The following is a 25,718-nucleotide window of genomic DNA, read 5'->3' on the forward strand; positions in this document are numbered from 1 at the left end:
CCTCGGCTGGCATCATGGCCCGTCTGCCAGCCAGCGCAGGCGGGCATCTTTCGAACAGAACAAAAAGCAGAGCGCCCATGAAAATCCTCTTCGTCGCCGCCGATCCCAAGCCCGAGCGTTGGACCAACCTGATTCAGCAGCACCTTCCAGATGCCGAGATTCAGGTATGGCATCCGGACAGCCCGAGTTGCGGCGCCGACTACGCCATCGTCTGGCATCCGCCGGCCGCCTTGTTCGACAAGGAACCGCAGCTCAAGGCGATCTTCAATCTTGGCGCAGGGGTAGATGCCTTGGTGAAGGTGCCGAACCTGCCGCGAAATGTCCCGGTGGTACGCCTGGAAGACGCCGGCATGGCAGTGCAGATGGCCGAATACGTCGCTTATCACGTGATCGGCATCACCCGTGACATGGACGCCTACCGCGAACAGCAGACTGCCGGGCAATGGAAACTGCGCCGGCCGATCGAACGCAGCGATTGGCCGGTGGGCGTGCTGGGCCTCGGCCACATCGGCCAGCGTGTCGCCCGGACTTTGGCTGGGCTGGAATATCCGGTTTGCGGCTGGTCGCGCTCCTCTTATGCCATCGACGGCGTGCGCAGTTTCGCTGGCGAGGCGGAACTGGACGGCTTTCTCGGCGAAACCCGGGTGCTGATCAACACGCTACCGCTGACCGACAGCACACGGGATCTGATCGACTATTCACTGCTGTCGCGGCTCAGACCCGACGCGGTGGTGATCAACGTCGGTCGCGGTGAGCATCTGGTAGATGAGGATCTCGTTCGGGCCATAGAGGAGGGTCGCGTGACCCGAGCGGTGCTCGATGTCTTTCGTGAGGAGCCGCTGCCAACCACCCATCCGTTCTGGAACATGTCGCAAGTGAGCATCACCCCGCATGTCTCGGCACGTACGTTGCGCGAAGCGACCATTACACAGATCGGCGACAAGATTCTCGCGCTGGAACAGGGCCAGGCCATCAGCGGTATCGTCGACGTACAGCGTGGTTACTGAGGGCGGGCGCGAAGCGTAGGTACGCTCGCAAGGAACGCTGCTTGTACCGAGCAGCGCCTTCCCAGGCGCTGAACTCGGCTTTCAATCCAAAATGCCGTGCATTTCCAGATAGCGGTCCCGCAGCTCGCGCTTGAGTACCTTGCCAATGGCGCTGCGCGGCAACTCGTCAGTAAGCTCCAGGCGCGCCAGGCGTTGGGTCTTGCCAACGCGACCGTTGAACCAATCCAGTAGCGCTTCCGAGCTTTCCGTCGCTCCTGCGGTGCGCACGACGAAGGCCACCGGCGTCTCGCCCCAGCGCGCGGACGCTACGCCAACCACCGCGACGTCTGCGATTGCCGGGTGCTCGCGCAGTATGGCTTCGAGGTCGCTTGGGTAAAGGTTGAAGCCGCCGGAAATGATCATGTCCTTCTTGCGATCGAGCAGCGTCAGGAAGCCCTCGTCGTCGAAGCGGCCAACGTCCCCGGTGCGGATGAAGCGTTTGCCGCTGGGATCGAACCATTCGGCTTCGGCGGTCTTCTCTGGCTTGTTGAGATAGCCGGTCATCATGGCCGGCGAATGGCCGACAATTTCGCCAATGGCCCCTTTGGACAGTTCATTGCCCTCGTCGTCTATCACGCGAATGTCATGTCGTTCGGCTGGCTTGCCGACGGTGTGCAGCTTGTCCGGATATTCGTGTGCGGCGAGGATGCAGGTGCCGCCACCTTCGGTCATCCCGTAGGTGTCGATCAGTCCCCCCGGCCAGCGCGCCAGAACATCTGCCTTCAGCGCTGCATTGAACGGGGCGCTGGTGCACATCTTGTAGCGGAAGCGGCTGAGGTCGTACTGATCGAAGTCGTCGCGCGACATGATCCGCTGGTATTGCACCGGCACCAGCATGGTATGGGTGACGCCGTGCTGCTGTGCCAGGCGTAGATACTCGCCTGCCTCGAACTTGCTCATCAGCACTACGGTGCTGCCCAGCGCTACTGTAGGTAGGAAGGCCACCAGCGTCGTGTTGGAGTACAGCGGCGTAGAGATCAGCGTGACGGCATTTTCGCCATAGCCGTAGCCGGCACTGCGGCGGACGTGCGCCCAGCGCATGGCGTGGGACTGCACGATGCCCTTGGGCTCGCCGGTGGTGCCGGAGGAATAGATAATGTTGAACGCCCAATCCGGCTGGATCGCTACTGGTTGTGGCGCTGTATCGCATAGCCATGCGGACAATCCGTTCGCGGTTTGGTCCAGCCGCAGAGCCGGGCAGGGCAATCGCGCTGCGACGGGTGCCAGATGCTGCGCGGCATGCTCGTCGATGAACAGCAGATGAGGCGAGGCATCGGCCAACATGGTCAACAGGCTTTCTGCACTGGCCGAGGGCGCCAAGGGCGCTACCGCCACACCAGCGCGCAGCGCTCCGAGAAAAACCGTGGCGTATTCGATGGAGTTGAGCGCACAGATTGCCAACACATCACCGGGTTTCATGCCGTCGCGCTGCACTGCGGCGGCGACCCTGTTCATATGGGCGTCGAGTTGGGCGAAGCTCAGGCTACGCTCGCCCTGGATCAAGGCGCGATGATCGGGGCGATGCTTTGCCCAGTGCTTGATGAGGTCGGGGATGGCCGCAAAGGGTTGTTCGAGATCGATGGCGTCGGGGCGGGCAGAAATATCCATGGCTGGCTCGTCCTGTCGAAGAAGAGAGGTTGTGCCATGCAATAGCAGGCACGGCAGTGCATCGGATTGGATCAACATTCAGCGGTAATTGCGCGCGCGTGAAGTGTTATTCGCGCCGGCTATGGCAGGCAATCAATAGGATCAGACATTGCTGTCACAACGAAAGCGAGGCCTTTTCTGCTCAGCGCTGCGACCTCCAGCCGTGTATTCAGTCGGACGGCTGAGCCTTCGCCCCAGGCGCGTTATTTTTGCGACAATGTCGCCTATTTGATCAGGCGAGCCCCTCCATGTCCGAACGTAACCCCATCCCGCTGATCCTCACTGCCATCGGCAGTGTCATCGGCACCGTCGCGGTGCTGTCCTATTACGGCTATATGCACGTCGCCAAGCCAGAAGACGCGCTGTTGCTGGCCGACTACACCATGCTCAAGACCATCCCAGGCGAGGACTACCGCGTCTCGCTCAAGCCTGCGCCGCAGGTGGCGGAATGCATCGATGGCGTGCTGGTGCTGTTCGACACGGAGCAGAAGGGCCTGACCGGTGTGTTGGTGGATAACCGCAAGCGTGCGATTCGTTGCATGGGCCAGCAAGTGCCTGCCGCTGGCAATTCAGCGGTCGAGCAATAACGCGACAATTCGGCTGACGCTTCAACTAGAAAACCCGCCATCATGGCGGGCTTTCTAGTTGAAGCGTCGTTAGTACCGGTTTTCCGATACTGCCGTTGCGGTCATTCCATCGACGAGCGCGGGGCGACCTGTTGGTTGTCGTTGGAGATGGTCACTTCAACACGACGGTTCATGGCGCGGTTCGATGGTGAGTCATTGCTCGCGACCGGATACTCCTCACCGTAGCCAATGGTCTGGATCCGCTGTGGATCGACACCGGCGCGGGTCAATGCACGAAGCACGGACTCCGCGCGACGCTGTGAGAGCTGCTGGTTGTAGGAATCGGAGCCAGTGCTGTCGGTGTATCCCTCGACCACCACCTTGCGCTCCGGATTCTCAACGAGGAAGTCGGCAAGCTTCTGCACGCCACGCATGCCAGACGGCTTGAGTTCGGACTTGTTCAGATCGAACAGCACGTCGCCGAAGGTCACTAGCGTGCCGCGCTCGGTCTGCTTGGCCTGTAGGTCCTGCTGCAACTGGCGGATTTCCTCCTGCTGCCGCTGGAGCTGCTGTTCGCGCGATTCGAGACGGGCTTCTGCGCGCTTGGCCGATGCCTTCTCGATTTGCTGCTCGGCAGTGCGCAAGGCGATCGTCTGCTCGGCGAGTTCGATGCGACGCTTGGCCAGATAGGCGAGCTGGTCGACTTTTTCCTCATCCGCATCGTTCAGATAGGCCTGATTGGCCTTCTCCAGCATATTGCCGGCATCTTCGGTTTCCAATGCCGCCAACTGATTGGAGCGGGCGTCGGCCTGCAGTTGTGAATACTGGCTGCGGGCCTGCTCGAGGTTCTGGTTGGGCTGAGAAGAGCAGGCTGCCAGCCCGATGGTCATGGCCAGGACTGTTGGAAGAGTCAGTAATTTATTCATAACGGGTCATCCTTTTGTGAAGGCGTTGAGAGTTGAACGTCGTGATTACTGGAGGCCGCGCATGCTTTCTTCGCGCAGTTCCTGAATCCCTTTGTTGGCTTCCTCTACTGCCTTCTGCGCCTTGGCTGCCTGAGCTTTTCGCTCGGCCACTCGGGCATCCCATTCGGCTTGCTCGGCCAGCTTGCGGGCTTCGTCGTAATTTTCCTTCTGCATGGCCAGCTCGGCCTGTTTCCATTTTTCCCGCGCGTTGCGCATTTCAACCGCCGCGTATTCGGTGCCGCCCGCGCTTACCGCGCTACGTACCGCGGACTCGGTGACGGCGAACTGTTCATTCGGCGGGTTGCCGGCGCAACCCGCCAGTAGCAGGCCTCCAAGTGCAACGGCTGCAAGTTTGGGTAAGTGAAACCGCGACACTGGGCTTTCGATGGTGTTCATTTTCATGGTCAGTCTCCGATGGAAGTTTTGCCTGACGGATGGGAACAGTGCCCGCAAACGTTGCGCTCGGCCTGGAATCGTGTGGCCTGAGATCAGAACGGGCATGTTTTTGTGAGGCCATTTCGCCACAATCGTTCCAGTGGATTGGCAAACGGAGCGCTTGGATGTCGCTGTTTAGAGCCATCAGGACGGGGCCGAGGCCGCCTCGGGTAGCCGCCTCGGTGCAGCCATGCGGCGCATTGTGGAGCGTGTTAAGTGATCGACGATTCTCTCTGGACTATTCCGAACGCTCGGCAAGCAAGCGCTCCAGATGTTTTCGCGAAAGCGCCAGAAAACGTGGTGTAGGGCCGACGTCTTCGTAGATCGGGTCGCCTTGCTCGTCGGTGGAAATCACGTTGGAACCCTGCTTGTAAGGGAGGCTGGTTTCGATAGCTTCCAGCGCGGCGCCCACCAGCTCTCCGAGCAGCTCATCGGTGCTGCGCTTGGGATACATCTCGGCCAGTGCGGCCAGCCGCGCAGCGCTCTCGACATCCAGCGGAATGGTGTATTGCGTGCTGCTCATACGGCCGGTGGCAGTGCTTTCCCACTCGTGGACCAGTTCTGAGATTTTCATCAAGCTCCATCCTTAGCCCGCTATGCGAGCGACATTTGCGTGAAATGCGAGCGGTTGTCGAACGTGCGCTATTGCGCCATGCCTTGTCATCGACGAACGCGCTGGGCACTCTGTTTGGAGGGTTCTAACAGCGTAGCCGTTCAGCATCGATTGCAGATTGGCTGCGAGCCTTCGATGGTGCGGTCTGGGAGATACGAACATGGCGAAGATCGACGCGCGTCTGCGCGAGAACGTTCATCTGCTCGGCGAACTGCTGGGCAACACCATCCGCGAACAACACGGTGATGCCTTCTTCGACAAGATCGAGCGCATCCGCAAGGGTGCCAAGGGTGCGCGCCGCGGTTCTGCCGATGGGGCCAAACTGTTGCAGGAAACCCTCGACGGGTTGGCAGACGATGAGCTGCTGCCCATGACCCGTGCCTTCAACCAGTTTCTCAATCTGGCCAATATCGCCGAGCAGTATCACCAGGTACGTCGTCGACATCCCGGCGAGCCGGCACCCTTCGAAGCCGGCGTGCTGTCCGGGTTGCTCGAGCGGCTCAAGGGAGAAGGCTTCGGTCAGGATTTGCTCGCGCGTCAGGTAGGCCGGCTGGAAATCGAGCTGGTGTTGACCGCCCACCCGACCGAGGTCTCGCGGCGCACCCTGATCCAAAAATACGACGCCATCGCCGCGCAACTGGCAGCACGTGACCACACCGATCTCGGTGCGGCGGAGCTGGCCCAAATCGAACTGCGCCTGCAACGGCTGATCGCCGAGGCCTGGCACACCGAGGAAATTCGCCGCAGTCGGCCGACGCCGGTGGAAGAAGCGAAATGGGGCTTCGCCGTCATCGAAAACTCGCTCTGGCAGGCGTTGCCGAACGTGCTGCGGCATACCGATCAGGTGCTTAGTCGCAGCACTGGCTTGCACTTGCCGCTGGATGCTGCGCCGATTCGCTTTGCATCCTGGATGGGTGGCGATCGCGACGGCAATCCCAACGTGACGGCGAAAGTGACCCGCGAGGTGCTATTGCTGGCGCGCTGGGTCGCGGCTGATTTATTCCTGCGCGATATCGAGGGGCTGATCACCGCGCTGTCGATGCAAACCGCCAGCGACGAGCTGTTGCATCACAGCGGCGAATCGGCCGAGCCCTACCGGACGCTGCTCAAGAGCTTGCGTGGGCGCCTTCAGGCCACGCGAGACTGGGCGAGTAGCGCTGTCGAACACGACCAGCCGGCGCCGCTCGCGGTATTGCAGGAAAACCGTGAGCTACGGGAGCCGCTCGAACTGTGCTATCGCTCATTACATGCCTGCGGCATGGGCGTGATCGCTGACGGCGCTTTGCTCGATACGCTGCGTCGGGTCGCCGCGTTCGGGCTGTTTCTGGTGCGCCTCGACATCCGCCAGGACTCGGCTCGGCACGTCGCGGCCCTGGCGGAAATTACCGATTATCTGGGGATAGGCCACTATGACCAGTGGAACGAGCAGCAGCGCTTGGATTTCCTCCAGCGCGAGCTGAGCAATCGCCGTCCACTGCTGCCGCCACATTTTCAACCGTCGGCCGAGACCGCAGAGGTACTGGCGACTTGTCGCGTGGTGGCGCAGGCGCCGGGTTCATCGCTCGGCTCGTACGTCATCTCCATGGCCAAGGGTGCGTCGGATGTACTGGCGGTACAACTGTTGCTCAAGGAGTCCGGCCTGCAGCGGCCGATGCGCGTAGCGCCGTTGTTCGAGACGCTGGACGATCTGAACAATGCCGGCCCGGCCATCGATCGCCTGCTGGCACTGCCCGGTTATCGCCAGCGTTTGCACGGCCCGCAGGAGGTCATGATCGGCTATTCGGACTCCGCCAAGGATGCCGGTACCACCGCGGCGGCCTGGGCCCAGTACCGCGCTCAGGAAAGCCTCGTCGAAATCTGTCGTGATCACGATGTCGAGCTGCTGCTGTTCCACGGCCGTGGCGGCACTGTCGGACGAGGCGGCGGTCCGGCTCATGCGGCGATCCTGTCGCAGCCGCCCGGATCGGTGGCGGGGCGTTTCCGCACGACCGAGCAGGGCGAGATGATCCGCTTCAAGTTCGGGCTGCCGGATATCGCCGAGCAGAACCTCAATCTGTATCTAGCGGCGGTACTGGAGGCGACTTTGCTACCGCCGCCGATGCCCGAACCGGACTGGCGCGAAACCATGGATCAATTGGCCGGGGAGGGCGTCGAGGCGTATCGCGGTGTGGTGCGTGATCACCCGCAGTTCGTCGAGTATTTCCGCCAGGCGACGCCCGAGCAGGAACTCGGCCGGTTGCCGCTGGGCAGCCGGCCCTCGAAGCGTCGCGAAGGCGGCGTCGAGAGTCTGCGGGCGATTCCCTGGATATTCGCCTGGACCCAGACCCGGCTGATGCTCCCCGCCTGGCTGGGCTGGGAACAGGCGTTGCAGGTCGCACTGGAGCGCGGCGAAGGCGAGCGGCTACGAGCCATGCGTCAACATTGGCCGTTTTTCAGCACGCGCATCGACATGCTCGAAATGGTGTTGGCCAAGGCTGACGCGGACATTGCAAAGCGTTACGACGAGCGCCTGGTCTCAGCGCAACTGCAGTCGCTGGGTCGCGATTTGCGTGACAGATTGTCGCAGGCGGTGGAGGCGGCGCTTAGGCTGACCGGCCAGTCCGAACTGCTGGCGCATAGCCCCGAGACCCTTGAGGCTTTCAGCTTGCGCAACACCTATCTGGATCCCTTGCACCTGATGCAGACCGAGCTGCTGGCCCGTTCACGGCGACAACAGAACCCGGCGGAAAGCCCTCTGGAGCAAGCCCTGCTGGTCAGCGTGGCAGGTATTGCGGCGGGTTTGCGTAACACCGGTTGAGCCGAAACAAAGCAAATTACGGCGCGCCGGTCTAATGTCATCGTGGCCGGTCGGCGCCGTTTTATCGTCTCCATGTGCCGATAAACCGCCCATGAGCAGCGCGGTGGGGTCTGCTTGTCTGCATTCTGTGCGCTGTGTATCGTGTTCAACCTTTTGTCGCATGGCGGCAAACCAGAATTTTTGATTCGCCAGCGGTAGGGTTGCAGTCAATCGGCCCTGGCGGCATCCCTTTGCAAACTTGAGGACTCATCCATGCGCGTAATTTTGCTGGGAGCACCCGGTGCCGGGAAAGGCACACAGGCACGCTTCATTACCGAGAAATTCGCCATCCCGCAAATTTCCACCGGTGACATGTTGCGCGCAGCGGTCAAGGCCGGTTCGCCGCTGGGGCTGCAGGTCAAGGACGTGATGGAAAGCGGTGGTCTGGTTTCCGACGAGATCATCATTGCGCTGATTCAGGAGCGTCTGCAGCAGGCCGATTGCACCAACGGCTTCCTCTTCGATGGCTTCCCGCGCACCATTCCGCAAGCCGAAGCACTGCGCGACGCCGGAGTGAAGCTCGACCACGTACTGGAAATTGCCGTAGACGACGAAGAGATCGTCGGTCGTCTTTCTGGCCGCTGGGTACACGCTGCTTCGGGGCGTGTTTACCACACCGAGCACAACCCGCCGAAAGTGACCGGCATCGATGACCTCACCGGCGAAGAATTGATCCAGCGCAAGGACGACTTGGAAGAAACCGTTCGTCACCGTCTGAGCCTCTACCACTCGCAGACCAAGCCGCTGGTAGCCTTCTACCAGAACCTCGAAGCCGCCCAGGGCACCCCCAAGTGCAGCCGCGTCGAAGGCGTCGGCTCGGTAGAAGAGATCACCGCCAAGGTGCTGGCTGCGCTCAGCTGATTCACCTAGGCAAACTGAACGGCCCGCTTGCGGGCCGTTTTCGTTTGCATCGCATTCACGTCTAGCCGAGTTGTCCATAAAGGATCTGGCATGGCGCGCAGCTGCTACAATCGCCGCCCTTTTTCGACTGACCGGAACCGCCGATGACCACGCTGTTGGCCTTGGATACCGCCACTGAAGCCTGCTCCGTCGCGCTGCTGCATGACGGCCGCATGCTGAGCCATTACGAGGTGATCCCGCGGCTGCATGCGCAACGGCTGCTGCCGATGATCCAGGCCCTGCTGGGCGAGGCCGGCATCGCTTTATCGGCAGTCGATGCCCTGGCGTTTGGTCGTGGTCCGGGTGCTTTCACGGGGGTGCGCATCGCTGTCGGCGTGGTTCAGGGGTTGGCGTTCGCGCTGCAACGTCCGGTGCTGCCGGTGTCGACCTTGGCCACCATCGCCCAACGCGCGCATCGTGAACACGGCGCTGAGCAAGTAGCCACAGCGATCGACGCGCGTATGGACGAGGTTTACTGGGGCTGCTATCGACTCCATGGAGGCGAGATGCAATTGGCGGGTATCGAAGCGGTGCTGCCACCGGAACAGGCCAGCTTGCCGCGTGGTAGCGAGGGGCCGTGGTTCGGTGCCGGCACTGGGTGGGGCTATGGTGCACGTATCGCCGTCAGCCCGGCAGCGACCGATGCTGCGCTGCTGCCGCATGCGGAAGACCTGCTTCGGTTAGCCGGTTTTGCCTGGCAGCGAGGGGAAGCGCTGGAGGCCGATCAGGCGCAGCCGATCTACCTGCGGGACAACGTCGCCACGCCGAAGACCGCGCGGTGACGGACGGCATTGCCAATCCCTGGGCGGCTCGCTAGAGTCGGTATCACTTCGTACAGGTGAATGATGCGCCTCAACGGTCTTGCTCCCTCAGCCTATCCCATCGAACGCGTTTCCCCACGGGAAAACGCGCCCGTACCCTATCGCGAAAGCGAAAAGGCGGCCGAGCAGGCGCGCAAGTCCAACGTCGTCCCGGCCGGCCAGGCTGATTCAACCTACGAACATCTCTCCCGACGCACCCAGAGCGAGCCCACCGATTACACCTCGGTGGTGTCCGGCGATTTCATGCCGGCGCGCTTCGAGGCGATGATGGAGCGCCCGCTGACCAACCGTGCGACGCAAGCACTGCAAAGTTATGGCACCACCGCCAGTTTCAGCGCCGATATCGATGCCCATGAAGTGCTTGGTCTGGATCTCTACGCTTGAGGCGTAGCCAATCCCATTGAGTCTTCCCTATTTTCTCGGTTGCCCTTCGTGGAATGATGCCGCCTGGCGCGGTTCGCTCTATCCGTCTGGGCTGCCGGCTACCGGTTTTCTTTCCCATTACTGCTCAGTCTTCAACACCGTTGAGGGCAACACGACGCTATACGCCTGGCCGTCGGCGCAGAAGATCGAACGTTGGGCGACCTTGATGCCCGAAGGGTTTCGCTTTTGCGCCAAGCTTCCTCGAGAAATCAGTCAGGCATCGAATCTGCACGAGGTGTCGGAGCTGATCCTGGCGTTCCGTTCGCTGCTTGCACCGCTGGGCCAACGAGTCGCCCCGTTCTGGTTGCAGCTGCCGGCCAGCTTTGGCCCGGCTCGCCTCGGCGAACTGGCGTATCTGATCGAGACGCTGAACCGACCGCTCGCCGTCGAAGTGCGCCACACCGACTTTTTCGCGAAGGGTGAGGAGGAGCGTGCGCTCAATCGATTGTTGCTCGAGCGTGGCGTGGAGCGTATCTGCATGGATACCCGTGCGCTGTTCAGCTGCCAGTCACGCGATCCGGCGTTACTGCATGCGCAAAGCAAAAAGCCACGCCTGCCCGTTCGGCCCGCTGCCTTCAGCGAGTCGCCACAGCTGCGCTTCGTCGGTCACCCTGAGTTGGAAGCCAATGATCGCTTTCTCGCGCCCTGGCTGGAGAAAGTCGCGGGATGGATCGAGTCGGGTAAGCGCCCGCATGTTTACTTGCACACGCCAGACAATCGTCTGGCGCCCGATCTGGCCATGCGCTTCCATGACCGGCTCGCAGTGCGCCTGCCAGGCCTGCCGCCGCTGGCAGCTCCTGCACTGCAGAGCGAGTCTCAGCTGTCGCTGCTTGAAGACGAAGGCTGATCAAGTGCTGCGTGACGATAGTCGGCAGCGAGCGGGGAGCCGACCGCCGTTAACGTATCAGCCGCCCAGCTTGCTCAGCGCGAATGCGGCAAGGAAGCCCACGACAGTGATTAGCCCGGCGAAATTGTGGGTCTCATCGAATGCTTCGGGGATCATGGTATCCACCAGCATGGCCAGAATGGCGCCAGCGGCGATCGCCGTCGTGGCCGCCACCATATCTGGCGAGCTGCCGGCGAAGAGCACGTAGCCGGCGATCGAGGCAAGACCCGAAGCGAGCGCGATGCCGCCCCAAACGCCAAAAACATAGCCTGCGTGTCGGCCAGCCTTTTTCATGCCGACGGCGCTCGAAAGTCCTTCGGGGAGGTTCGACAAAAAGATGGCGGCGACGGCAACCAGGCTGACCGCGCCGCCTTGCAACAGGCTCAGACCGATAACGATGGACTCTGGAATACCATCGAGCAACGCGCCGAGCGCAATCGACAGGCCGCTTCCTGCCTGGTCCTTTTCCGACGCTTGTTGGCCGCCGGAGCGCTTACGATGTTTCGCGCCATACCGGGACAACCCCCAACTCGCGGTTGTGTAGACCAGCGCCCCGGCGAGAAATCCCAGGCTGGTTGAATCGAGACCGCCACGTTTGAACGCTTCATCCATCAGTTCGAACGACAATGCGGAAATCAGGACGCCGCTGCCGAATGCCATTATCGCGGCCACGAGGCGCTGGGGCACCCTAACAAAAAAGCCGGTTCCGGCGCCCAGGAGCAGGGCGCCCCCGGCGAGCAGACCCCACAGACCCGCCTCTAACCAACTCGGCACTCGCGCGCTCCTTCTTCAAATGACTGGTCGTGATGCGCGGTGCATGCAGCCTGTTTGGCACGACATGATGACGGGACTCAGAAGCATGGACCGCCTGCAAAGGGAAAAGTGTTGAAAGCGGAGGAGTGATTCTGCCCCCGCCAGCGAAACCATTTGTACAGCGTGGCACTGTTTACGACCGCCGCACGGGCACTGAGCCATCGGTCTGCAAAACGCGTCTATACGTGAACGGCCTGGTTGTCTGCGCCTTAATCACCGCTAACCCGGCGCTCCCAAAGCGATACGAAGGGGCCGGCAAGCCGGCGAAGGGGTTTGCAACCTTGAACCGCTCGCGTTGCCAAACCCAGCATGACTTTTGGCCGTTTCTTCCTGTTACTACTGCTCGCATTCGCCGGGTTCATCTACGCGGTATGGCGCGGTCACGTTGATGTCCCCGCGAAATGGAACCCCTGGGCGCCGCTGGATATCCGCGAGACGCCGAACCTGCTGACGTCGTTCAAACTGCAGCGTCTGCAGGGCGACCGTGCCCTCTGCGAGCAGGCACTGACGACCTCGGATCTCAAGTATGTCGCCGTGCCCGACAGCACACCGCAAGCGGGCTGCCCAGTGGAGAACGCGGTACGTGTCACCGGATCGGCGGTGCGCTTCAACGGTGCGTTCCTTGCCACCTGTCCTCTGGCGGCGGCTTATGCGCTGTTCGAGCGGCATGGTTTGCAGCCGGCGGCGCAGCAGGTGTTCGGCCAGCCGGTGGTGCGCGTCGATCACTTCGGCAGCTTCGCCTGCCGGAATATCGCCCGAAGTAACAGGCGCAGCCAGCACGCGTCGGCCAACGCATTGGATCTGGCAGGTTTCCGGCTGCAAGACGGCACGCGGATCACCGTCGCCCGCGACTGGAAGGGCGACGATGACAAGGCGCGCTTCCTCCGGCAGGTCAAGGCGGCCGCCTGTGATGCGTTCAAGATTACCCTGAGCCCCGAATACAACGCCGCCCATCACGATCATTTCCATGTGGACATGGGCGGCTTTGGCATGTGCCGCTGAGGCATGCCAGCGCCGGCTCTGGCAGAATGCGGCGTTTTCCATCACCGAGCTGCCCATGACTGCTTCCCTTCCATTGGTCCGTGTAGAAGCCCTTGCTCCGCAGTTCGCTGAGCGGGCCGAGGCCTGGGCGTCGCGACTGGGCTTGCCGGGCCATGCGGATGAAGCGGAATTTGCCTTGCAACTGGGCGAGTCCGGGCTGCAGCTACAGCTGCTCGGCGCACAGGCTCCGGGTCCGGTTCGGGTGGATTTCATCGAAGGCGGCGCCGCACATCGTCGTCAGTTCGGTGGCGGCAGCGGGCAGATGATCGCCAAGGCGGTCGGTATCCAGCCCGGTATTCGTCCCCGCGTACTGGACGCTACGGCCGGGCTTGGGCGCGATGCCTTCGTGCTGGCGACGCTGGGCTGCGAAATGATCCTGTTCGAGCGTCAGCCGCTGGTCGCCGCGCTGCTGGAGGATGGCCTGGCGCGTGGTCGCGAGGATGCCGAAGTGCGTCCTATCGTCGAACGCATGTGCTTGCGTCAGGGCAATGCCATCGAGCTGATGAGGCAATGGCAGGGCGAACCGCCGCAGGTCATCTATCTCGATCCGATGTTTCCGCACCGGGAAAAGAGCGCGCTGGTGAAAAAGGAGATGCGACTGTTCCGGCCCTTCGTCGGAGACGATCTGGACGCCGGCGCACTGCTCGAACAGGCGCTGGCATTGGCCAGCCACCGCGTCGTGGTGAAGCGCCCGCGCAAGGCGCCTGCCGTCGACGGCCCCAAGCCCGGCTACAGCCTGGAAGGCAAGTCCAGCCGCTACGACATCTACCCGAAGAAGAAGCTGCTACCTGCCGGGCAGTAATCCACCGGAGTCGCCAGTGCCGCCGCTGGTTGCCCGCTGCCCGGCAAGTACCGTTGCGTTGGTCTTGCTTAATCTCGCCAAGAGTGGCATTCCTAGTTCAGGCCGTTTGTGGCTGAACGGTGGTTACCTAGATCGCGTAGAAGGAAGAGCATATGCAGATCCAAGTACATAGCGATAACCACATCGAAGGAAGCGCCCGTCTTGTGGACTGGGTCAGCGGCAATGTTGCCGACAAGCTGGATAGATTCGACGACGAAGTCACCCGCGTCGTTGTGCATCTGAACGACGAGAACGGCATCAAAGCCGGTGCCCACGACAAACGATGCCAGATCGAGGCCCGGCCGAAAGGCCAGCAGCCTCTTTCCGTTACGCACAAGGCGGCATCCCTTGAACTGGCGGTCGACGGCGCTATCGATAAACTCAACAACGCCCTCAGACATCAATTCGGCAAGCTGCGAAGCAAGCGGGTATCGGCGCCGACGCCAATGGAAGGCGAGACCCTTGAGATCGAAGGTCGGGATGCACTGCTGGAGGAAGACTTCCTCGCCGACGAGCAACTGCGCACCTCCTGAACCGCCGGCTGTTTACCGTCCGTGCGAACTCGGACGAATAGCATCTCCCATCGAAACAGGCAGGCATCGTCCCGCGGTGCCTGCCTTCGCTTCAGTTATCGCTCAACCCACCTGATCCTATCGCTGCCCGATTATCGATAACACGACCACCGGGCCTATCGATCCCTGGCGCCTGTGCTATACCCCTTTGAGGTACTGCACGAGGAGCGCCGAATGCTGGCGCGCTAGGCTCGCGGCAGACCTTGACGAGAGGGGGACCAAGCGCGTGGGAAGGGCTCGAGTGGCCGCCCATTGCCATCAGCTAGTGAGGTGACACCATGACCATGATGCAATGCGAATACCGCGATCACGTCATTACCGCCGAAGTAATGGAGCATCCGGGCACACCAACTCCCTGGGCCGGCGGTTGCCGAATAAGCAATCTTCAGGGGCAGACCACCCGGCGTATGGCGCTCCCTGTCGGACACGCTTTCATGGCGGAACTCGAACAAGCGCAACGGGCATCCATCGCGCATGGCAAGTGGCTCGTAGATCAATATCTGGGTCAGGGAAGGCAGCTGTTCGACAAGGCGGCGTAATTCTCTTCATGCCTGTCGCGCCGTCTCAGGTGTGGCAGGCTTTTCAGCGTCTCGTTTGTCATTGCTCGTGGCTGACTCCGTTCTGAAACGTGATCGCCAGAAGCCGGGTTGAACTGAGTGCGGTCCGATCCTCTCTATCTAAGAACAGCCGGATCGCCAGAAAGGCGCTTCGGTATTCTCGATAGCCTGACGGAGCCCTTCATGGAACTACCCAATAAAGATCTCGGTACTCTCTTCGAACAACTGGGGCTGCCCTCGGATCCGGCCAGCATTGATGCCTTCATCGCCAGTCACCGGCCTATACCCAACCATATCAAGGTCTCCGAAGCGCCATTCTGGAACGAGGCGCAAGGCTCGTTTCTCAAGGAGCAGCTGATGGACGACGCTGAATGGGCGCCAATCGTCGATGAGCTCAATGTACGGTTGCATGAGCAGGGTGACGAGCTGTCCTGAATCGCCTCGGACCGAATGAATGCATCACTGACATATCGGTTCGATAGCTGAAGTCTTGCCGTGGCGTAACGCGTCAGGCGGAACAGCGCCGTAGTGGACAAGTAGGGCTGCGGCGTCCTGTTCGGTATGCCTGTTTCGCACGATTCACTAAAATCCGCCGTTCCGCGCAATTGCGCAGCCCCTCCATAGGAAAGCCATGAGTTCCGAGCGACCACTCGATATCGACGCGCGCTACGCCTGCGCCAAAGCCCTCGCCCTCGAGGCGGCGCAATTGGGCATGGAGTACTACCGAAAGCGCAACACCCTGACCGTCGAACACAAGGGTGACGATCTACAGGATGTAGTGAGCATCGCCGACAAACAGATCGAAGATTTCATTCGCGCTCGGCTTGGTGAACGCTTTCCCGAGGATGGCTTTCTCGGCGAGGAGAGTGGCTCGGCTGATTTGGGCGCCCGTTGCGTGTGGGTAATTGACCCCATTGATGGCACGGCCTGCTTCGTCAACGGGCTGCATAACTGGTGCGTGTCGATCGGCCTGCTGATCGACGGCGAACCGCACCTGGGCGCGATTGCCGATCCCAACCACGACGAGCTGTTCCATGGATGTCTGGGCCAGGGCGCTTTCGTCAATGACACGCCGCTGAAAGTCAGCGGCGCGACTCATGTGGGACAGGGCGTGACCGCGACCGGCACCTTCCACCCGCGCGGCAAGGAGCACTTCATTCCCTTTCTGGAAAAGCTGTTGGCCGAAGGCGGCATGTTCTTCCGCAACGGTTCCGGTGCGCTGATGACGGCTTACGTAGCGGCCGGGCGCCTGCTCGGCTACTACGAGACCGAGCTCAAGAGCTGGGACTGCATGGCTGGGTTGGTGCTGGTGAAAGAAGCGGGCGGACGAGTGAATGACTTCTTCCGTAACGATGGGTTGCTGCTTGGCAATCCTTATCTTGTCGCGTGTCCGGGCGTGTACCCGCAGTTGGCGGAAATGATCGGACCTTCGCTGGACGGCTGAACTCGATCTTTTGCTGCGAAGTTTTAATGCCGGTTCGCGAGCGAGCTCGCTCCTACAGGATGGCTTTCGTAGGAGCCAGCTTGCTGGCGAAGCGTTTGTTGCCAGTTCGCCATCAGCGGCCAAGCAACGACCGCACGGAACCGAGCAGGTTTTCCTCAGGTACGCAGTTCGGGTGGAACGGTGCCGCCATGTTCGGCGAGCTTGTGCATCACCGTGCGGTGCAGCCAGGTATTCATCTGCGCTGAGTCGGCCATCTTGTCCTGCGGGCAACCCAGCTCGGTTGCCAGCTCCTTGCGTGACTCCAGGCTGCTATCCAGACCCAGCAACTTGAGCAGATCGACAATCGAGGTGCGCCAGTTCAACTGCTCGGGGTGATTCGCGGCCATGCCGTCGAGCTTGGCCGGGACGTCTACCGCGGCGGTCGTCGGGCCTCCCGCCTCATTGCTCGGTCCGGCGCCTGGCGGGGTGGTGGTGGCGTTGTGAGCGGCCGTTGGGCGTTCGGAGTCGACGATCGTATCCGGCGCGTGCTGGTTCGGCGTGTTGTTCGGGTCGACGGGTTTGTGCGCCTCGTTACTGACGCCGCCCATGCCCAATTTGTCCTTGATCGTGTCGAACAGGCCCATTGCATGATCCTCGGTTGATGTAGGTAGCTGTTTGACTCTTGTTGCGGGCAGGACATTCAATCCCGCAGGTCGGAAGCGGTGCGTAGCAACAACCGTCCGTCTGGTGAGGCCAGCTAACGTGCGGCGGTTTCATTGGCCGTTGAGGCCGTGCCGCCGCCGAGGGCTACGTAGAGTTCGATCAGGTTCTGCACCTGCGCGCGTTGCACCTGAATGAGAGCCTGCTCGGCATCGAAGCGGTTGCGTTCGGCGTCGAGGACTTCCAGATAATTCACCACGCCTTCGGCATAGCGCTCCTGAGCCAGCTCTGCGATGCGCCGCAGCGTAGCAACGTTTTCCTGCTGCGCCGCGACCTGCTCGGCCAGGTATCGGCGACCCGCAAGGGCATCGGCCACCTCCCGGAAGGCCACTTCGATAGCGCGCTCGTATTCGGCGATGGCGATATTCTCGCGCGCTTCGGCGACGGTCAGGTTGCCACGGTTCCGACCGAAGTCGAACAGCGGCAGGCTGATTGACGGACCGATGCTCCAGGTGCGGTTATCGCTGCCGATCAGGTTGTTCAGTTCCGTAGAGGCATAGCCGGCACTGCCGGTCAGCGACACTTGTGGGAAGAACGCGGCGCGTGCAACGCCAATGTTCGCGCGGGCCGCACGTAACTGTTCTTCGGCAGCGAGAATGTCGGGGCGCACCAGCAGCAGTTCCGATGGCAGGCCTGCAGCCAGCGTGACCGGGTTGGTTTGCCGCGCCAACGCGTTGGCGTCCGGTAACGGGGCGGGCGGTTCGCCGCCGATCAGCTGAGTCAGGAAATTCAGCTGTTGCGCACGGGTGAGGCGCAGCGCGGCCAGCTCGGTTTCGGCCTGGGTGAGCAGGGCCTGGGCCTGGTTGAAATCCAGCGCCGAGGTAATGCCCGCATCGAAGCGTACCTGGGCGATGCGCAGGCCGTCGCGGCGACTGCGTACGGTAGCCTCCGCCAGTGCGATACGCTCGTCGGCCTCGCGCACCGCCAGATAGGTGGCACTGACATCGGCGATCAACGACAAACGAAACGCCCGCTGCGCCTCGACGGTGGCCAGGTACTGCGCCCTTGCCGCTTCGCTGAGATTGCGCACGCGGCCCCAGAAGTCCAGCTCGAAGGCAGTGATGCCAATGCCCAGCGAGTAACGTTCGATCACACCGGCGCCCCCGGCGGCGGCACTGCTACCTTGTGCGCCGCCAGCCCCGGCGCCTGTGCCTGCAGAAGTGCCCAGTGCGCCACTGGCTCCGGTGGGAAAGCGGCCACGGCTGGCATCGGCATTGAGACCGAGGCTGGGGTAGCGATCCGCGTCCTGAACACGAAACTGCCCGCGCGCTTCTTCGATCCTTTCCACGGCCACTTGCAGGTCGCGATTGCGCTCTAATGCCGATTCGATGAGCACCTGCAGGCGAGGGTCGAGCAGAAAGTCGCGCCAGCCAATACTCGCCGGAGCGACACCCCCTGCGTCGCTGTTGTACGCCTGTGGATAGCGCGGCGCGGTTGGCGATTTGGGACGCTCATGGGGCGGTGCGAACTGGCATCCGGCAAGCAGGCTGACCAGTAGCACCGACGCGGGCCTACGCATGGTCCGGCTCCTCGTCGTGTTTGCGAACCATGTCTTCGCTGGTAGGCGGTCGATGCCTGCTCAGCCAGCGGCGTACGCTGAGGTAGAACAGCGGTATGTAGAACAGCCCGAGGAGGGTGGCGACGATCATTCCGCCCATCACGCCGGTACCGACCGCCACGCGACCGGCCGCCCCGGCATCGGTGGAGAGCACCAGCGGCAGCATGCCGAGGATGAAGGTCAGCGAGGTCATCAGGATCGGCCGGAAGCGCAGCCGTACCGCGTTCATCACCGCATCGGTGAGGTTTTTCCCGTGGCCTTCCTCTTCGATGGCGAATTCGACGATGAGGATGGCGTTCTTGGCCGACAGGCCAATGATGGTCACCAGGCCGACGTTGAAATACACATCCGCCGGTAGATCGCGAAGCATTGCGAACAGCACCGCGCCGAGCGCGCCGAACGGCACCACCAGCAGCACGGCGATGGGCACCGTCCAGCTTTCATAGAGCGCCGCCAGCACCATTAGCGCCATCAGGAGTGAAAGACCCAGCAGCATGCCCACCTGTCCGGACGCCTGCTGCTCTTCATAGGAAATTCCGGTCCACTCGAAGGCGAAACCATCCGGCAACTCGCCGGCCAACCGTTCCATCTCTTCCATGGCCTCGCCAGTGGTACGGCCATTCGCGGCGTTGCCTGAAATAGTCATGGCCGGGTAGCCGTTGTAGCGCACCAGTTGGGTCGGCCCCTGCGTCCATCTCACCGTGGCGAAGGCCCCAAAAGGCACGTTCTCGCCCTGTTCGTTGAGGACCTTGAGATTGAGCACATCCTCAGGTGTCATGCGATAGGGCGAATCGGCCTGCAACAGCACTTGCAACACGCGGCCGTCGAGGTTGAAGTCATTGGCATAGGCACTGCCGAAGTGAGTGCTCAGGGTGGTGTTGACCTCGGCGATCGAAAGCCCCAGCGCGCGGGCCTTGATCCGGTCGACATCCACGCGCAGCCGGGGAGCGTCATCAGCCCCTTCGGGCCGCACCCCTTCGAGTATCGCGCTTTGGTTTCCTTCCCCGATTAACCGGTCCCGCGCATCGACCAACGCCTGATAGCCGTTATTGCCGCGATCCTCCAGCTTGAAGGTGAACCCGCCGGAGACACCGAGCGAGGGAATAGACGGTGGATTCAGCGCAAAGACACTCGCTTCTGTGATCTGCGAGAACGCGCCCATGGCCTGCCGCACCAGTGTCGGTGCGCTTTGCTCCTCTTCAGGTCGATCGTCCCATGGCGTCAGCGTGACGAAGGCCATCGCGTTGGCCTGGCCCTGGCCGAAAAAACTGAAACCATAGACGACGAGCGTATTCGCCACATGCGGCTGTTCGGCATAGAACGCACTGACCTGCTCCACTGCCTCGGTGGTGCGCTTGACGGTGGAACCAGGCGGCGCCTGTACGACCGTCATCACCGAACCTTGATCCTCGTCCGGCAGGAAGGCGCCGGGCATGCGCAGGAACAGGAAGGCGGTGATCACCATCAACGCCGCAAACGGCAACAGAAACCAAAGCGGCCTTGCGAGAACGCCGCTAACGGCATGGTGGTAGTGGCGTGTCGTGCGGTCGAGCCCGCGGTTGAAAGGCCCGAAAATGCGTTGGCTCCATCCACGCTTCCCCGATTCGTTCGCGCGGGGCTTCAGCACAGTCGCGCAAAGGGCCGGCGTAAGCGTGAGGGCGAGCAGGGTCGAGATCGCTACCGCGATAGAAAGTGTCACCGCGAACTGTCGATAGATGGCGCCGGTGGAGCCAGGAAAGAAGGCAAGTGGCACGAATACGGCGATCAGCACGAGCGTGGTACCGATGACCGGCGCGGTTACCTGCCCCATGGCTTTTACCGTCGCCTCGGAGGGCGACAGCTTTTCTTCATCCATGATCCGTGTAACGTTCTCTACTACAACGATAGCGTCGTCCACCAATGTGCCGATGGCCAGCACCATGCCGAACAGGCTGAGCAGATTAATGGAAAAACCTGCCAGCCAAAGCCCAAGGCAGGTGCCTGTCAGCGTGATGGGAATGATGATGGTGGGGATGATCGTGGTGCGCCAGTTCTGCAGAAATAGCAGCATGACCAATATCACCAGAATCATTGCCTGACCCAGCGTTACCAGCACCTCTTTGATCGAGGCCGAAATGAAAGGCGTGGAGTCGTAGGGGATTGACCAGGCGACATCATCGGGAAAACTCGACTCGAGCTCGGCCATCCGTTGCTTGATGCCATTGGCCGTATCCAGCGAGTTGGCTCCTGGTGCAAGCTGAATGGCCAGGCCGGCTGTGGGCTGGCCGTTCAGTTCGCTCTTTGTTGTGTAGTCTTCGGCGCCAAGTTCCACCCGCGCCACGTCGCCCAGGCGCACCGCCGAACCATCCGGATCGGCCCGCAGGATGATGTTTTCGAACTCCTCCGGTGAGCTGAAGCGCCCTTGCGTCTCGATAGGCGCATTGATATCGGTGCCTTCGCTCAGCGGCAGGGCACCTATGGAGCCACCTGCGGCCTCGCTGTTTTGTTCCTGCACTTGCGCCAGCACCTCACTGGCGGAAATATTGAAGCTCGCCATGCGGTCAGGATCAAGCCAGATGCGCATGGCGTAAGGCGTGTAGAAGTCGCGGATATCGCCAACCCCTTCTACGCGACGTAACTCGTCAACGATGTTGGTAGTAGCGAAATGGCCCAGCTCCAGGCTGCTCATTGCGCCGCTTTTCGAGTTGATCGACACAATCAGTAGAAAGTTGGACGAAGCCTGGAATACGCGAATGCCCTGGCGCCGAACCTCTTCAGGGAGACGCTGTTCGACGCGGGTCAGCAGGTTCTGTACTTCCATCTGCGCGACGTCGATGTCAGTACCGGGCTCCAGGGTAAGCTCGATCGACGCGCTGCCGTTCGACCGGCTGGTCGAATCCAGATACAGATAACCGTCGACTCCATTGAGCTCCTCTTCGATCACCTGGGTAACGTTGGTTTCCAGTACCGAGGCGTCTGCGCCGGGGTAGGTGACGTTGATATTGAGCACGGGCGGCGCGATCGACGGGTACTGTTCAATTGGCAGGCTCCGCAGAGCGAGCGCTCCACCTAGAAAAATGCCCAACGCAATGACCCAGGCGAATATGGGGCGACGTATGAAAAATGTTGGCGTCATTGTTGAGAAGGCCCGGTGGGCGGGGCGCCATCCTCTGGGCCGCTATAAGGCACCATGTGCACCGGCTGGCCGTCGCGCGCATTCTGTCCACCCTCGACTATGACGCGGTCGCCGGCTCGCAGACCGTCGCGTATTACCCAGTTGCTGCCATGCAGTTCACCCAGTTCGATATCCCGCGTGGCGACCTTGCCATCCTCACCGACCAGCAGCACGCGGGCACCGCGCTCGTTGACCATCACCGCGCGCTGCGGAATCAGCACACCGTTCGGGCGAGTGCCGGCACTTATCCTGGCGCGAACGAACTGGCCAGGCAGCAACAATCTGTCCGGGTTGGGAAACTCGGCGCGTACAGCCACGGTGCCAGTGGTTTCGTCGATGCTCATGGCGTAGAAGTCGATGTAGCCGGGGTGCGGATACTCATTGCCATTTTCCAGTATCAGTTTCACCTCGAAGCGGTCTTGCTCCGGCAGCGTCAACGCGCCCGAGGCAATTTGCGCGCGGATCCGCAGCAGATTGGAACTGGATTGGGAGAAATTCACGTAGACCGGATCGAACTGATCCACGGTGGTCAGCAGGGTGCCGTTGGTGCCGCTCACCAGCGCGCCTTCGGTGACCTGCGCACGGCCTGCACGGCCTTCGATCGGCGATTCGACTCGGGTGTACTCCAGGTTCAGCTCAGCCGATTGAACGTTCGCCTGGGCCTGTGAGACGTCTGCTCTGGCCGTCCGCAGCGTGGCCAGGGCGGTATCGTATTCCAGCTGGCTGATCGCCTGTTTGGCCACCAGTCCCTTATAGCGTTTCACATCCTGTGCGGCGTTCTGCGCGGTGGCTTCGGCGCGCTCCAGCGCCGCTTGAGCCGCCTTCAGATTGGCGCGCATCTCCCGCGGATCGATCTGGAACAGTGGCGTTCCGACTTCGACATCCGTGCCTTCTTCGTACAGGCGTTTCTGGATGATGCCATCGACCCGCGCGCGGATTTCCGCAACCCTGACTGCCTGGACCCGTCCCGGCAGTTCGACGATGTTGGCGACCGGATGAGGATCGACGGTCGTGACCTCCACCTTGGGTGGTGGCGGTGCAGGTTGTTCAACGTTCTTGTCGTCGGAGCAGGCGACCAGCAATAGCACCGTGACGCTGACTAGCGCACTGTTCAGCAGTAACTGCCTCATTAATCTGACCTTCGTTGGCGTTCGCACGGCCCCCGCTGCGGTATAGCGCGCGGACCTACACTCGACCGCAGCGGCGCGGGTACGGTTCCGGCAAAGTCTCGTTCGTGAGCAAGCGCCTCTGGTAGTCAGCGATATGCCGGTAGGCATCAGCTGTCCGGTGCGTGCAGCACCACGTTCTGCCGGGCCTGGTCAGGCAGTGAAACACCGGCGGCGCGCAGGGCTTCAACCAGAGCTTTGCGCACTTCGGAGGCGGTGATGACGAAATCCGATCGGCTCGAATCGCACCAGAACTCCGCATCGAACACCAATTCGGTCTGGCCCAGATTGCTGAGCCGCACCGAGGCTTCCGGCGTCGCCAGTACACCGGCCGTGGCCTGCGCAGCCTCACGCATGACATGGCTGATTGTGCCGATATCGATTTCATAGCCGAGGCTGCAAATCACCTTGCCGCGACGGATCGGGGCGGCGGTGTTATTGGTCACCCGCGATGTGAAGGTTTCGGCGTTCGGCACCAATACGCGGCGGCCATCGTAAGTGCGTATCTGCGTGGCGCGCAGTTCTATGCGCTCCACGCTGCCTTCGGTTTCGCCGATGATGATCTGGTCGCCCAGCTCGAAAGGCCGCAGTGTCAGAATCAGCAAGCCGCTGACGAAGTTGGAGAGAATGTCCTTGAGGGCAAACCCCAGCGCCAGGCTGGTCAGGCCCAGGCCGGTGGCGAGCGTGCTGGGTTCCAGCCCGAAAGCACTCGCCGCCACGATGAGACCCAGCAACCAGACGGTGTAATAACTTACCTGGCGGACCAGGTTCTCCACGGTCAGGTCGTTGACCACGCGGCTGAAGACCATTCGCATCAGGGCGCGCACCGCGGTCGCCAGGCCCCAGAACAGCAGCAGTACCAGCACCGCCGCCAAGATGCGCGGAATGATATTGATGGCCGATTCGAGCAGGCGGGCAAATGCCATTTCAACGCTTGCCTGGACGGATGTGACGAAGCGCCCGCGTTCCGAATCCCGGCGCTCTACTGCCGTAACCAGCGCCCTGTCGATAAGCGCGGCCCATTCCTGGGCAAGCGTATCGATGGTCTTGCCATTAGCGTCGGCGTCCATTGGCGTGACGGTTACCAGCTGTCGTCCGGCCACGCTGATCTGGCGACTATTGCCCGCCTCGCCAATCTTATTGATTCGTGCACGGGTGATGCCTTGGGGCGTTTCCAGTACAGCGGCGAGATGCTTTTCGACTTCTCTGGCCCGCGGTTTGGCTTCGAGCTCTTCGTTAAGGCCGATGCGGAACAAGGCGCGGCCATCGAGACGAACCGTGGCAACGCTTTCCTGCGCCTGCAACGGTGGCGACACCAAGATCAGCCAGACAAACGACAGCAATACCAGCCAGATCGGCTGACATGGCTGCGAGAGGGTTATCGGCTTTTGTATGGAAGGCATTCGGTCATCTGCGGGCGTGGCCGATGTGCTGCTGCAGGTAGGAGACAGACCACCGGTAGCCTTGGCGGCCTGTCGATAATGGCTTGTCAGTTCGGCGTAACGGATTCACGAACTGCGGTTCGGATTGGCATGCGCTTGTTCGTCGACTGCGCAAGCGGTGTCAGAACACCAGCATGAACAAGCCGATCACCACCAACAGACCAATCAGGAAGATGATTCCGATAGTGCTGCCCAGAAACTTCAGCATGAGGATGACTCCTGTTGCAGTGGGTTCACTAATTCCGACTGAGGCACGCTGTGATCGTTCAGAAAAGCCGCTGGCCGGACCGAAGCGGCCACACGGTCAGAGGTTTTTCAAAATCAATTGCAAGCCGGCCAGCAACATGCCGATTCGGGCGATTCGGTAAAACCAGGTGTGATCGATGCGTTTGTGCAGCCAGAGGCCGGTCCAGACGCCGAAGGGCACGATGGGCGCCAACGTCAGGCTCAGCAGCAGATTCTCGCGGCTGAACTGGCCGAGCGCGGCGTAGGGAATCAGCTTGATCGCATTGGTCATCAGGAAGAACAGGTTGATGGTCGCCACGTAGCGCAGCTTGTCCAGGTGCTGCGGGAGCAGATGCATCAGGATAGGCGGGCCACCCGCATGGGCGACGAAGCTGGTGAAGCCGGCAATCGAGGAGAGCAGAGTGCCGCGCCCACGTTGCAGCGGCCGTGGCTTGTCGTTGTTGGTGATCAGTCCGAGCATCACGAAGCTCACCGCGATGGCACCCATCATCAGGCCGATCATGCGTTCGTCGAGCATGCCGAAGGTCAGTGAGCCAAGCGCGATGCCGATCAGTGCGCCTGGAAGCATGACTTTCAGGTTCGCCACATCCCATTTGCCGAAATAGGCTTTCAGGCCCACCACATCCGCCAGGCAGAGAATCGGCAGCATCACGGCGGCCGCCTGTTTCGGCGAGATGGCCAGCGCCAGCAGCGGCACGGCAATGCCTCCGAGGGCTCCACCGAAACCACCTTTGGAGACGCCGGTAAGAAAGATCGCAGGCAGGGCGAACAGCAGAAAATCGGATAGGGTCATGGCTGGGTGTTTTCAGAACCAATCGAAATGCAGCGTGTGACGTTCGGTTTCGCCGCGTGATGATCGCACGTTTGCCCGCCTGTTTCGCTTGCGCTCGTGGATAGGTCTCGGCTGGCTGTGGTCAGCAGAATATAACGACCCGTAGGGCACGCTCTTGCGCTGGCCCAGGACAGAACCGAGAGCCGAAACAAGGGTTATCCATGACAGCGTCGCAAGCATCCGTAGTTTCTCCAGTCCGCACGCACCGAGCGCGG

Annotated in this window: 24 protein-coding genes; 13 read left to right on the forward strand and 11 right to left on the reverse strand. The window is 61.6% G+C overall.

From position 1 onward, the window contains the following. The first annotated feature begins 77 nt into the window (after window positions 1-77). Window positions 78-1,007, forward strand: a complete 930-nt coding sequence (locus tag D7241_RS02795) for a 2-hydroxyacid dehydrogenase (protein ID WP_408100213.1) — start codon at window positions 78-80, stop codon at window positions 1,005-1,007. A gap of 81 nt (window positions 1,008-1,088) precedes the next feature. Here the strand turns inward: D7241_RS02795 and D7241_RS02800 are convergent, their stop codons facing one another. Continuing rightward, a complete protein-coding gene (locus D7241_RS02800; RefSeq protein ID WP_408100214.1) occupies window positions 1,089-2,654 on the reverse strand; it encodes a class I adenylate-forming enzyme family protein in 1,566 nt (521 codons plus the stop codon). 287 nt (window positions 2,655-2,941) lie between these two features. On the opposite strand from D7241_RS02800, the gene D7241_RS02805 reads away from it, so the two are divergent. Then, window positions 2,942-3,280 (forward strand): hypothetical protein, encoded by a 339-nt coding sequence (locus tag D7241_RS02805; RefSeq protein WP_408100215.1) that lies wholly within the window; start codon window positions 2,942-2,944, stop codon window positions 3,278-3,280. Between the two features lie 101 nt (window positions 3,281-3,381). Here the strand turns inward: D7241_RS02805 and D7241_RS02810 are convergent, their stop codons facing one another. From D7241_RS02810 to D7241_RS02820, 3 genes are all read right to left on the reverse strand, one after another. After that, on the reverse strand, window positions 3,382-4,185 hold the full coding sequence (locus D7241_RS02810) for an OmpA family protein (RefSeq protein ID WP_255980808.1): 804 nt from the start codon (window positions 4,183-4,185) through the stop codon (window positions 3,382-3,384). Window positions 4,186-4,230: 45 nt separating this feature from the next. Continuing rightward, window positions 4,231-4,626 (reverse strand): DUF4398 domain-containing protein, encoded by a 396-nt coding sequence (locus tag D7241_RS02815; protein ID WP_408100216.1) that lies wholly within the window; start codon window positions 4,624-4,626, stop codon window positions 4,231-4,233. 271 nt (window positions 4,627-4,897) lie between these two features. Then, complete coding sequence (locus D7241_RS02820; protein ID WP_408100217.1) at window positions 4,898-5,233, reverse strand: pilin assembly protein; 336 nt, start codon at window positions 5,231-5,233, stop codon at window positions 4,898-4,900. A 199-nt stretch (window positions 5,234-5,432) separates the two neighbouring features. Here D7241_RS02820 and ppc point away from each other — a divergent pair, with 199 nt between their 5' ends. The 5 genes from ppc to D7241_RS02845 all read left to right on the forward strand — a co-directional run bounded on the left by ppc (window position 5,433) and on the right by D7241_RS02845 (window position 11,099). Further along, on the forward strand, window positions 5,433-8,069 hold the full coding sequence (gene ppc, locus D7241_RS02825) for a phosphoenolpyruvate carboxylase (RefSeq protein WP_408100218.1): 2,637 nt from the start codon (window positions 5,433-5,435) through the stop codon (window positions 8,067-8,069). Window positions 8,070-8,321: 252 nt separating this feature from the next. Further along, window positions 8,322-8,969: an adenylate kinase gene (adk, locus tag D7241_RS02830; RefSeq protein WP_255980802.1), complete on the forward strand. Its 648-nt coding sequence runs from the start codon at window positions 8,322-8,324 to the stop codon at window positions 8,967-8,969. A gap of 143 nt (window positions 8,970-9,112) precedes the next feature. After that, window positions 9,113-9,790, forward strand: a complete 678-nt coding sequence (gene tsaB, locus D7241_RS02835; RefSeq protein WP_408100219.1) for a tRNA (adenosine(37)-N6)-threonylcarbamoyltransferase complex dimerization subunit type 1 TsaB — start codon at window positions 9,113-9,115, stop codon at window positions 9,788-9,790. Window positions 9,791-9,853: 63 nt separating this feature from the next. Next, the gene (locus D7241_RS02840; protein WP_408100220.1) at window positions 9,854-10,213 is read left to right on the forward strand and encodes a hypothetical protein; all 360 of its coding nucleotides are present in this window, start codon (window positions 9,854-9,856) and stop codon (window positions 10,211-10,213) included. 16 nt (window positions 10,214-10,229) lie between these two features. Further along, window positions 10,230-11,099: a DUF72 domain-containing protein gene (locus D7241_RS02845; protein WP_408100221.1), complete on the forward strand. Its 870-nt coding sequence runs from the start codon at window positions 10,230-10,232 to the stop codon at window positions 11,097-11,099. Window positions 11,100-11,156: 57 nt separating this feature from the next. Here the strand turns inward: D7241_RS02845 and D7241_RS02850 are convergent, their stop codons facing one another. Then, window positions 11,157-11,750, reverse strand: a complete 594-nt coding sequence (locus D7241_RS02850) for a ZIP family metal transporter (RefSeq protein WP_408100222.1) — start codon at window positions 11,748-11,750, stop codon at window positions 11,157-11,159. Between the two features lie 510 nt (window positions 11,751-12,260). Between D7241_RS02850 and D7241_RS02855 the strand changes: the two genes are divergently transcribed. The 6 genes from D7241_RS02855 (at window position 12,261) to D7241_RS02880 (ending at window position 16,406) form a co-directional block, all read left to right on the forward strand. Beyond that, entirely contained in the window at window positions 12,261-12,953 is a 693-nt protein-coding gene (locus tag D7241_RS02855; RefSeq protein ID WP_408100223.1) for an extensin family protein, read from the forward strand. Window positions 12,954-13,008: 55 nt separating this feature from the next. Beyond that, a complete protein-coding gene (locus D7241_RS02860) occupies window positions 13,009-13,794 on the forward strand; it encodes a class I SAM-dependent methyltransferase (protein ID WP_408100224.1) in 786 nt (261 codons plus the stop codon). 152 nt (window positions 13,795-13,946) lie between these two features. Further along, the gene (locus tag D7241_RS02865) at window positions 13,947-14,366 is read left to right on the forward strand and encodes an HPF/RaiA family ribosome-associated protein (protein WP_408100225.1); all 420 of its coding nucleotides are present in this window, start codon (window positions 13,947-13,949) and stop codon (window positions 14,364-14,366) included. 317 nt (window positions 14,367-14,683) lie between these two features. Continuing rightward, window positions 14,684-14,944, forward strand: coding sequence for a hypothetical protein (locus D7241_RS02870; RefSeq protein WP_255980788.1), 261 nt, complete (start codon window positions 14,684-14,686; stop codon window positions 14,942-14,944). Between the two features lie 201 nt (window positions 14,945-15,145). Beyond that, entirely contained in the window at window positions 15,146-15,397 is a 252-nt protein-coding gene (locus D7241_RS02875) for a DUF2789 domain-containing protein (protein ID WP_255980786.1), read from the forward strand. A 196-nt stretch (window positions 15,398-15,593) separates the two neighbouring features. After that, window positions 15,594-16,406 carry an inositol monophosphatase gene (locus D7241_RS02880; protein WP_255980784.1) on the forward strand — a complete coding sequence of 271 codons (813 nt, stop codon included), beginning with the start codon at window positions 15,594-15,596 and terminating at the stop codon, window positions 16,404-16,406. 155 nt (window positions 16,407-16,561) lie between these two features. Here the strand turns inward: D7241_RS02880 and D7241_RS02885 are convergent, their stop codons facing one another. From D7241_RS02885 to D7241_RS02910, 6 genes are all read right to left on the reverse strand, one after another. Next, a complete protein-coding gene (locus tag D7241_RS02885; RefSeq protein ID WP_408100226.1) occupies window positions 16,562-17,029 on the reverse strand; it encodes a DUF3597 domain-containing protein in 468 nt (155 codons plus the stop codon). A gap of 113 nt (window positions 17,030-17,142) precedes the next feature. Further along, the gene (locus D7241_RS02890; RefSeq protein ID WP_408100227.1) at window positions 17,143-18,624 is read right to left on the reverse strand and encodes an efflux transporter outer membrane subunit; all 1,482 of its coding nucleotides are present in this window, start codon (window positions 18,622-18,624) and stop codon (window positions 17,143-17,145) included. Continuing rightward, a complete protein-coding gene (locus tag D7241_RS02895) occupies window positions 18,617-21,778 on the reverse strand; it encodes a multidrug efflux RND transporter permease subunit (protein ID WP_408100228.1) in 3,162 nt (1,053 codons plus the stop codon). Before D7241_RS02895 ends, D7241_RS02890 begins: the two co-directional genes overlap by 8 nt. Next, complete coding sequence (locus D7241_RS02900; RefSeq protein ID WP_408100229.1) at window positions 21,775-22,947, reverse strand: efflux RND transporter periplasmic adaptor subunit; 1,173 nt, start codon at window positions 22,945-22,947, stop codon at window positions 21,775-21,777. Before D7241_RS02900 ends, D7241_RS02895 begins: the two co-directional genes overlap by 4 nt. Before the next feature lie 146 nt (window positions 22,948-23,093). Next, the gene (locus tag D7241_RS02905; RefSeq protein ID WP_408100230.1) at window positions 23,094-24,386 is read right to left on the reverse strand and encodes a mechanosensitive ion channel family protein; all 1,293 of its coding nucleotides are present in this window, start codon (window positions 24,384-24,386) and stop codon (window positions 23,094-23,096) included. Between the two features lie 343 nt (window positions 24,387-24,729). Further along, a complete protein-coding gene (locus D7241_RS02910) occupies window positions 24,730-25,464 on the reverse strand; it encodes a sulfite exporter TauE/SafE family protein (protein WP_408100231.1) in 735 nt (244 codons plus the stop codon). Window positions 25,465-25,718 lie beyond the last annotated feature (254 nt).

Origin of the sequence: Stutzerimonas sp. VN223-3, from assembly GCF_045999685.1 — a bacterium.
Classification (GTDB): Bacteria; Pseudomonadota; Gammaproteobacteria; order Pseudomonadales; family Pseudomonadaceae; genus Stutzerimonas; species Stutzerimonas stutzeri_AR.

What these genes read in the sequence shown, in the direction of transcription:
- D7241_RS02795 (WP_408100213.1), top strand. Translation starts at nt 78, where the DNA reads ATGAAAATCCTCTTCGTCGCCGCCGATCCCAAGCCCGAGCGTTGGACC.
- D7241_RS02800 (WP_408100214.1), bottom strand. Translation starts at nt 2,654, where the DNA reads ATGGATATTTCTGCCCGCCCCGACGCCATCGATCTCGAACAACCCTTT.
- D7241_RS02805 (WP_408100215.1), top strand. Translation starts at nt 2,942, where the DNA reads ATGTCCGAACGTAACCCCATCCCGCTGATCCTCACTGCCATCGGCAGT.
- D7241_RS02810 (WP_255980808.1), bottom strand. Translation starts at nt 4,185, where the DNA reads ATGAATAAATTACTGACTCTTCCAACAGTCCTGGCCATGACCATCGGG.
- D7241_RS02815 (WP_408100216.1), bottom strand. Translation starts at nt 4,626, where the DNA reads ATGAAAATGAACACCATCGAAAGCCCAGTGTCGCGGTTTCACTTACCC.
- D7241_RS02820 (WP_408100217.1), bottom strand. Translation starts at nt 5,233, where the DNA reads ATGAAAATCTCAGAACTGGTCCACGAGTGGGAAAGCACTGCCACCGGC.
- ppc (WP_408100218.1), top strand. Translation starts at nt 5,433, where the DNA reads ATGGCGAAGATCGACGCGCGTCTGCGCGAGAACGTTCATCTGCTCGGC.
- adk (WP_255980802.1), top strand. Translation starts at nt 8,322, where the DNA reads ATGCGCGTAATTTTGCTGGGAGCACCCGGTGCCGGGAAAGGCACACAG.
- tsaB (WP_408100219.1), top strand. Translation starts at nt 9,113, where the DNA reads ATGACCACGCTGTTGGCCTTGGATACCGCCACTGAAGCCTGCTCCGTC.
- D7241_RS02840 (WP_408100220.1), top strand. Translation starts at nt 9,854, where the DNA reads ATGCGCCTCAACGGTCTTGCTCCCTCAGCCTATCCCATCGAACGCGTT.
- D7241_RS02850 (WP_408100222.1), bottom strand. Translation starts at nt 11,750, where the DNA reads ATGGATGAAGCGTTCAAACGTGGCGGTCTCGATTCAACCAGCCTGGGA.
- D7241_RS02855 (WP_408100223.1), top strand. Translation starts at nt 12,261, where the DNA reads ATGACTTTTGGCCGTTTCTTCCTGTTACTACTGCTCGCATTCGCCGGG.
- D7241_RS02860 (WP_408100224.1), top strand. Translation starts at nt 13,009, where the DNA reads ATGACTGCTTCCCTTCCATTGGTCCGTGTAGAAGCCCTTGCTCCGCAG.
- D7241_RS02865 (WP_408100225.1), top strand. Translation starts at nt 13,947, where the DNA reads ATGCAGATCCAAGTACATAGCGATAACCACATCGAAGGAAGCGCCCGT.
- D7241_RS02870 (WP_255980788.1), top strand. Translation starts at nt 14,684, where the DNA reads ATGACCATGATGCAATGCGAATACCGCGATCACGTCATTACCGCCGAA.
- D7241_RS02875 (WP_255980786.1), top strand. Translation starts at nt 15,146, where the DNA reads ATGGAACTACCCAATAAAGATCTCGGTACTCTCTTCGAACAACTGGGG.
- D7241_RS02880 (WP_255980784.1), top strand. Translation starts at nt 15,594, where the DNA reads ATGAGTTCCGAGCGACCACTCGATATCGACGCGCGCTACGCCTGCGCC.
- D7241_RS02885 (WP_408100226.1), bottom strand. Translation starts at nt 17,029, where the DNA reads ATGGGCCTGTTCGACACGATCAAGGACAAATTGGGCATGGGCGGCGTC.
- D7241_RS02890 (WP_408100227.1), bottom strand. Translation starts at nt 18,624, where the DNA reads ATGCGTAGGCCCGCGTCGGTGCTACTGGTCAGCCTGCTTGCCGGATGC.
- D7241_RS02895 (WP_408100228.1), bottom strand. Translation starts at nt 21,778, where the DNA reads ATGACGCCAACATTTTTCATACGTCGCCCCATATTCGCCTGGGTCATT.
- D7241_RS02900 (WP_408100229.1), bottom strand. Translation starts at nt 22,947, where the DNA reads ATGAGGCAGTTACTGCTGAACAGTGCGCTAGTCAGCGTCACGGTGCTA.
- D7241_RS02905 (WP_408100230.1), bottom strand. Translation starts at nt 24,386, where the DNA reads ATGCCTTCCATACAAAAGCCGATAACCCTCTCGCAGCCATGTCAGCCG.
- D7241_RS02910 (WP_408100231.1), bottom strand. Translation starts at nt 25,464, where the DNA reads ATGACCCTATCCGATTTTCTGCTGTTCGCCCTGCCTGCGATCTTTCTT.